1 rRNA gene is annotated in these 208 nt (G+C 57.7%); it reads right to left on the bottom strand.

What is annotated here, in order from left to right:
* A 23S ribosomal RNA gene (locus ADK67_RS17110) occupies nt 1–208 on the bottom strand; the annotation flags it as partial.

Raw genomic sequence — 208 nt, 5'->3', positions numbered from 1 at the left:
CGTCTTTCGCTACTCATGCCTGCATTCTCACTCGTCCAGCCTCCACACCTGGATCACTCCGGCGCTTCAATGGCTGAACGACGCTCCCCTACCCATCCCGACCTAAGTCGAAATGACACGGCTTCGGCGGTGTGCTTGAGCCCCGCTACATTGTCGGCGCAGGACCACTTGACCAGTGAGCTATTACGCACTCTTTAAAGGGTGGCTG

Source organism: Saccharothrix sp. NRRL B-16348 (genome assembly GCF_001280085.1).
Taxonomy (GTDB): domain Bacteria; phylum Actinomycetota; class Actinomycetes; order Mycobacteriales; family Pseudonocardiaceae; genus Actinosynnema.
Note: the sequence above shows the minus strand (reverse complement) of the source record. Positions and strands in the feature narration are given on the sequence as shown.